4 protein-coding genes and 1 pseudogene are annotated in these 7,308 nt (G+C 64.1%); 2 read left to right on the forward strand and 3 right to left on the reverse strand.

Annotated features, from left to right (window positions below; translation table 11 throughout):
- Together ilvD and AC1DRP_RS33495 are read left to right on the forward strand one after the other, a co-directional pair.
- Window positions 1-1,615 (forward strand): dihydroxy-acid dehydratase (gene ilvD / locus AC1DRP_RS33490; RefSeq protein ID WP_476770777.1); only part of this gene is annotated, 1,615 nt, incomplete at its 5' end.
- Window positions 1,616-1,791: 176 nt separating this feature from the next.
- On the forward strand, window positions 1,792-2,346 hold the full coding sequence (locus AC1DRP_RS33495; RefSeq protein ID WP_441490920.1) for a hypothetical protein: 555 nt from the start codon (window positions 1,792-1,794) through the stop codon (window positions 2,344-2,346).
- Between the two features lie 268 nt (window positions 2,347-2,614).
- Here AC1DRP_RS33495 and AC1DRP_RS33500 read toward each other — a convergent pair whose 3' ends face one another.
- The 3 genes and pseudogenes from AC1DRP_RS33500 to AC1DRP_RS33510 form a co-directional block, all read right to left on the reverse strand.
- Complete coding sequence (locus AC1DRP_RS33500; protein ID WP_476770778.1) at window positions 2,615-4,264, reverse strand: bifunctional aspartate transaminase/aspartate 4-decarboxylase; 1,650 nt, start codon at window positions 4,262-4,264, stop codon at window positions 2,615-2,617.
- 18 nt (window positions 4,265-4,282) lie between these two features.
- Window positions 4,283-5,968: an aspartate-alanine antiporter gene (aspT, locus tag AC1DRP_RS33505; protein WP_441490918.1), complete on the reverse strand. Its 1,686-nt coding sequence runs from the start codon at window positions 5,966-5,968 to the stop codon at window positions 4,283-4,285.
- Between the two features lie 225 nt (window positions 5,969-6,193).
- Window positions 6,194-7,308 (reverse strand): annotated as a pseudogene (locus tag AC1DRP_RS33510) (FAD-binding protein); the annotation flags it as partial.

Consider the following 7,308-nt stretch of genomic DNA (forward strand, 5'->3'; position numbering starts at 1 on the left):
ACAGATGTATTACGCGCTGGGTTACGAGAAGGCCGATTTCGACAAGCCGATGATCGGCATCGCCAACGGGCATTCGACGATCACGCCGTGCAATGCCGGCCTGCAGCCGCTGGCGGACGCCGCGATCGCAGCGATCAAGGCAGCCGGCGGCAATCCGCAGGTCTTCGGCACGCCGACGATCTCGGACGGAATGTCGATGGGCACCGAGGGCATGAAATACTCCCTGGTCTCCCGCGAGGTCATTGCCGATTGCGTCGAAACCTCGGTGCAGGGCCAGTGGATGGACGGCGTGCTCGTCCTCGGCGGCTGCGACAAGAACATGCCGGGCGGCATGATCGGCATTCTGCGTGCCAATGCGCCGGCGATCTATGTCTATGGCGGCACCATCAAGCCGGGAAAATGGAAGGGTGAGGATCTGTCGATCGTCTCGGCCTTCGAGGCGGTCGGTGCCTTCATGGCCGGCAAGATGAGCCAGGAGGACTTTGACGGGATCGAGCGCAACGCCTGCCCGACGACCGGTTCCTGCGGCGGAATGTATACCGCAAACACGATGAGCTCTTCGTTCGAAGCGCTCGGCATGTCGCTGCTCTACTCCTCCAACATGGCCAATCCCGATCAGGAGAAGGTCGACAGCACCGCTGAATCGGCCCGCGTTCTGGTCGAGGCGGTGAAGAAGGGCATCAAGCCGCGCGATATCGTCACCCGCAAGTCGATCGAGAACGCGGTCGCGCTGATCATGGCGACCGGCGGTTCGACCAATGCCGTGCTGCATTATCTGGCGATCGCCCACGCCGCCGAGGTGGAGTGGACGCTGGACGATTTCGAGCGCGTTCGCCGCAAGGTTCCGGTGATCTGCGACCTCAAGCCCTCCGGCAAATACATGGCTGTCGATCTGCATCAGGCCGGCGGTGTCCCGCAGGTGCTGAAAGTCCTGCTCACCGCCGGGCTCCTGCATGGCGATTGCCTGACCATCACCGGGCGCACCATGGCGGAAGAGCTGGCCGATGTGCCGGATGTGCCGCGGGCCTCGCAGGAGGTGATCCGCCCGATCAGCGGGGCGCTCTACAAGGAAGGCCACCTCGCCATCCTCAGGGGCAATCTCGCGGAGGGCGGAGCGGTTGCCAAGATCTCGGGTCTGAAGAGCCCCGTCATCAGCGGTCCTGCTCGGGTGTTCGAGGACGAACAATCGGCGATGGAGGCGATCCTTTCCGACAAGATCCGCCCCGGCGACGTTGTGGTCCTGCGCTATCTCGGGCCGAAGGGCGGGCCGGGCATGCCTGAGATGCTGGCTCCGACCTCGGCGATCATCGGCCGTGGCCTCGGCGACAGCGTCGGCCTGATCACGGATGGCCGCTTCTCCGGCGGCACCTGGGGCATGGTCGTGGGCCACGTCACGCCCGAGGCGTTCGAGGGCGGCACGATCGCGCTCGTCCACGAAGGCGACCAGATCACGATCGACGCTCACAAGCTGCTCCTGCAGCTCGATGTCGACGCGGCCGAGATCGAACGCCGGCGGTCTGCCTGGACGCAGCCGGAGCCCCGCTACAAGCGCGGCGTGCTGGCAAAATATTCGGCGCTCGCACGCTCCGCCAGCGAGGGTGCGGTGACGGGATAATTCCGAAGGAGGTTCCGAAGGAACGCCTTTGATGATGGCCGGGCTCGTCCCGGCCATTCTTCATTCAGCCTGCTCGCCGCGTATTCGTGCAATCGCTGAAACGTGTGCCGTCCGAGGGATCCCCGGCCACCTCCTTCGCGCTATGATTGTGGTGTGTTCCGTCGCGGGAGCGTGCCATGCGCCACATCCTACTTCTTGCGGCTTCAGTCCTTCCCCTTGTCACTGTCGCTGTCGACGATGCATCCGCCCAGGGACGATACGGCGGAGGGGGCTTCCATGGCGGCGGCTGGCATGGTGGCATGCGCGCCGGCGGTTGGTACGGGCGGGGCGTCGGGTTCCGGCCTGGAGGGTACGGATATCGCGGCGTCGGCTGGAGAGGCGGCTGGAACCGACCCTATATGCGGGCAGGAAACTACTGGGGCTGGCGTCGCGGCTGGGGTTACTCCCGTTACGGCTATGGCTGGGGCGCGGCCGGTCTCGTTGCCGGCACGGCGATCGCGGCCTCGGCTGCCTACCCGTATTACGGATACGACTATTCGTATCCCTACGAGTCTCCTTATGCTTACTCCTATAGCTACCCTGCCTATTCCACGCCCGTCTCGAGCGATGTCGGCGGCTATTGCGCGACGCCGGTCAGGACCTGCGCGCTGATCGACGCGGGATTGGTCGGCACGGGCTGCTCCTGCCGCGTCTCCGGTGGCCGGGCCCGGGGAACCGTGATCGGCCCTTGATCGCTGACTCGGCTGGCGCTGCGGTTCGCCGTGAGGCCCCGTCTCCGATCGGCGTTCCCGAACAGGAAAACATCACGGAATCTATCCGGACCCATCCGGCCGCATCATCCAAAACCGAACGTTGCGGTGAGGGATGATGCGGCCGATGGCCTAAAGCATCGGCCCGAAAAGTGGATTGCGGTTTTCGGGAAAGCCTATGCAAACGCAGAAGGTTAGATCATCGGACCGGATACGATATCCGGTCCGATGATTTAGCGTGCGATCGGGTTCAGGATTTCTTCTTCTTGCCTGGCTTCTTCGCGGCTGAATCCTTGGCCTTGGCTGGTTTCCCGCCCTTCTTCTTGAACTCCGCATAGAATTCGTCGGCCATGCCAAGCAAGGCGTGGCCGATCCGGGCGTATTCGAACTCGTTCAGATTGGCGAGCGAGACGCGACCTGCCGGTTGCTGCGTGCCGAAACCGCGACCGGGCAGGAGCACGATGCCGGTCTCGTCGGCGATGCGGAAGAGAAGGTCGCCGGCGCTCGCGCGATCCTTCACCCAGGCCGCGAATTCGGGGCCGTGCAGCTTGCGCGCGATGTCTTCGAGATCGAGCAAGGTGTAGTAGTCGACGGCATTCGGCCCGGTTTCAGGCGGAAGCCCGAGCTCGCGGTAGAGCGCCGCTTCGCGCCGCCTGATCAGCGTCTTGAGTTCGGTCTTGTAGTTATCGCCCTCGTCCATCAGCGCGAAGAGCGAGAACAGCACCATCTGCACCTGCTGCGGCGTCGACAGGCCGGCCGTGTGGTTGAGTGCAACGGTGCGGCTGTCGGCGACGAGCCGATCGATGAACTTGAACGAACGCACATCGGGAAGCAGCGAGCCGTAGCGCTTGTCGAGCACGACCTTGGTGGACTCTGGCAAGGCTGCGAGCTGATCGTCGAAGATGTTCTGTTTGTGCGTCGCGATCACGCCGAGCCGCCAGCCGGTCGCACCGAAATATTTCGAGAACGAGTAGACCAGCATGGTGTTCTGCGGGCAGATCGCAAAGAGCGAGCGGAAATTATCGGCGAAGGTCCCATAGACATCGTCGGTGAGGATGGTGAGGTCGGGCCGGTGATCCCGAACAATGCGCGCGACCGTATCCAGGCTGCGGTCGTCCATCTTGACGGAAGGCGGGTTGCTCGGGTTGACGCAGAAGAACACCTTGATCGCCGGGTCCTTGAGCTTCTCGAGCTCCTTGTCCGGGTATTGCCAGTCCTGCTTGGGGTCGGCGTTGATCGCGACTTCTTCCAGCCCGTATTCGTCGAGTTCCGGGATCTCGATATAGGGTGTGAACACGGGCAGGCCGATGGCGACCTTGTCGCCGCGCTTGAGCAGGCCGTTCTGCTTCAGCGTGTTGAAGATATAGGTCATCGCGGCGGTTCCGCCTTCGACGGCAAAGAGATCGATGCTCGCCGCCGGCAGGAAGCCGCCGATCATCTCCTTGACGATGTATTGCCGGACGATGTCCTCGCTGACCTTCAGCATCCGCGGCGGCACGGGGTAATTGCTGCCCAGGATGCCTTCGACCATCTCATGCAGGAAATCCGAGGCTGAAAGACCGAGCTGGTCGCGGACATAGCTCAGCGCGCGCCCGAGGAAGACGACGCCCTGCTGATCGCGATGCTCGGCCGTGAAGCGCTCGAAGCGGCCCTCGATGCCCGCGATCTTGGGCAACCCGCCGACGCCGTTCTGCATGTAGGAATAGCTGAGTTCCGCTTCTGCGACGGCGAACAGGCCGAGGCGGAAGAAGGCCCGTCGCGGCAGCGTCGCCAGGAAGTTCGGATTGCCGCGCCCGGCATTCAGCATCAGCCGGTTTTCCCTGCTGGAGGCGAGCTTGATCAGCTCGTCCTTCAGCTCGAAGGGGCTCAGCTTGGCATATTGCGAATAGTCGATGGTCATGGGGCGTCTCCGGCTGGTTCAGGCAAAGGCGACGACGAGGGGACCTAGCAGGGTGAGGAACACGTTCGCCAGCGCGTAGGTGATGGCGAAGGGCGTGGTCGGTATGGAGTTGCCGGCCTTGTCGAGCACCTCGCCAAAGGCGGGATTGGCGCTGCGCGAGCCGGAAAGGGCACCGGCGAAAATGGCCGTGTTGTCGTAGCGAAGGATGTAGCGGCCAACCAGCATGGTGATGATCAGCGGCAGGATCGTCACGATGACCCCGGCGATGAAGATCGAGACGCCGCTTTGTAGGACCGTGCTGACCGCCTGCAGGCCCGATTGCAGCCCGACGACCGCGACGAACCCGGCGAGGCCGAGATCCCGCAGCAGGGTCGAGGCCGGCGTCGGCATGTTGCCGACCGTCAGGTTGCGACTGCGATACCAACCGAAGGCGAGGCCGGAGAGCAGGGCGCCGCCGCCGCTGCCGAGCGTCAGCGGGATCGAGCCGATGCGAACGACCAGAAGACCGATCAGCAGGCCGACGACGAGGCCGAAGCCGTGGAAGACGAAATCCGTCTTGTCGCTGGGCAGGATGATGCTGCCGACGATCCGTGCCATGCGCTGCACATCGTCCGACGTGCCGTAGAGGGTGACGACGTCGCCAGGCTCGATCATCGTGTCGCCCTTCAGGACGATCGGCTTGCCGGCCCGCTTGACCTCGATGACATAGATGCCGTGGCGGAGCTGCCCCGCGGTGGCCGCATTGATTTCGGCGACTGTCTTGCGCACGAAATCGGGATTGGTGATCGCGACGTCGCGCGTGACGACGATGACATCCATGCCTTCCGAGGATTGCAGCTCGGGCCCCAACTTGGGAGCCAGCCCGACGACGCCGACCCGTCGGCCGATGACGAGGACGATGTCGCCGGCCGTCAGCGGCAATGAAGGCTGCACCGCAATCAAGGCGCCGCCGCGCTTGACGCGTTCGATGCTGACGGGGGACGGGGCGCTCGCCTCCAGGTCTTCGACGGTCTTGCCGGCTCCGGCCTCGATGCGGAAGATCCGTCCGACGAGATCGGGAGCAGCGGCATGTTCGCCGGCTCCATATATCTTGGCGCCAGCCAGAAGCTCGGTCTCGGCCTTGATCGCGTCGTCGCGGATGGTCCGTCCCATCAGCCAGGGCAGGACGTTGACGCAGACGATGATCGCGCCGAACGAGCCGAAGATATAGGTGACGGCGTAGCCGACCGCGACATTGCCTTGCAGTCGCTGCACCTCTTCCGCTGCGAGGCCGAGCTTTCCGATGGCGGCGCTCGCGGTACCGATGATGGCCGACTGGGTCAGTCCACCGGCCGCGATGCCGGCAGCGAGGCCCTTGTCCAACCCCATCACCCGCGCCAGCACGACGACGGTCGCCAGGCCGCTGAGGGCGAGGACCGCCGCCATGACGATCTCGCGGATCGATTGGCGGCCGAGCGAGCGGAAGAATTGCGGTCCGCTTTCGAAACCGACCGCGTAGATGAACAGGGCGAAAAGGACCGATTTGATGCCGTTGTCGATGGAGACGCCAACCTGGCTGATCACGACCGCCACAAGCAGAGAGCCGGCGACGCCGCCGAGCTGGAATTTCCCGAACTGGAACTTGCCGATCCAGTATCCGATCGCCAGCGACAAGAAGAGTGCGATCTCGGGGGATTGGTTCAGGACAGAGTGAACCCAGGACACGGAGCCTCCTTGGTATCGACAAAGTCTTCCGCTGAGGAACTTCGCAGCTTCTGCTACGGTTGCAAGCTAAAAGTGCCGGAACGGCATGAGGGCCCTGCATCTGCCCTATGTTTGCGGAACGACATGTCTAAAAAGCGAGGAATGGCGCTGTTCTTCTCGCTTTTCTCTAAATTTGGCCGGGACGCTGCTGTCTCATGTCGCTCAGGGCGAGGTCGCCGGCGCTACTCAGCGAACCGCGCGCGCTGCTTCCTGTCCGGCAATCCTGCCCGAGAACAGGCAGCCGCCAAGGAAGGTTCCTTCGAGTGCACGATAGCCGTGCAGCCCGCCACCGCCGAACCCGGCCGCTTCGCCAGCCGCATAGAGGCCGGCCAGAGGCGATCCATCGTCTCCGAGCACGCGCGAAGRCAGGTCGGTCAAAAGCCCGCCCAGCGATTTGCGCGTCAGGATGTTGAGGCGCACAGCAATCAACGGGCCGTGCCGTGGATCGAGGATGCGGTGCGGTCTTGCGGTTCGGATCAACCGGTCGCCGATATAGGCGCGTGCGCCGCGCAGAGCCGTCAGCTGCAGGTCCTTGCCGAAGGCGCTGTTGGYCTCGCGGTCGCGTGCTTCGATCTCGGCGCGAAGACGCGCCTCGTCGATCAGGTTGTCGCCCGTCAGGGCATTCATGCGCGCGACGAGGCGCGAAAACTCCGCCTCGACGATGAAATCCTCGCCCTTGTCCATGAACGCCTGAACCGGACCCGTAATGCCGGCAGTGGCGCGCTCGATCACCTTGCGCCAGCTCTTGCCGGTAACGTCGGGATTCTGCTCCGAACCGGAAAGCGCGAACTCCTTGGCGATGATGCTCCGGTCGAGCACGAACCAGGAATAGTCGAAGCTCTGACCCCGCTCGTCTCCAGGATTTCGCCCTCGACGCCGTCGATCGCGCCTGCACTCTTCGTCAGCCCGGTGACGCGATGGCGGAAGCGCAGCGAAGCCAGCCCGCTTGCCGCAGCCTCGCGCACGCGTCGAAGGAAGGGTTCGAGCAGACCGGGGCCGGTGCCCCAGGTGACGTGGAAACGCGGCACCGAATTGCCATGCCCGGTTGCGAGATAGYCGCCGCGCTCGGCCCAGCCGACGATGGGAAACCAGCGGATGCCCTGGCGGTGCAGCCAGCTGCGCTTCTCGCCGGCTGCGAAATCGACATAGGCTTTTGCCCAGCGCCGCGGCCACTCGTCCTCGTCGCGATCGAAGCCGGCCGAGCCGAACCAATCCTGCAGTGCAAGCTCACGTGAGTCGTGGATCCGCAACCGGCGCTGCTCCGGCGAATCGACCAGGAAGAGCCCGCCAAAGGACCAGAA

The sequence above is a fragment of the Allobosea sp. 01N443 genome (assembly GCF_056399325.1).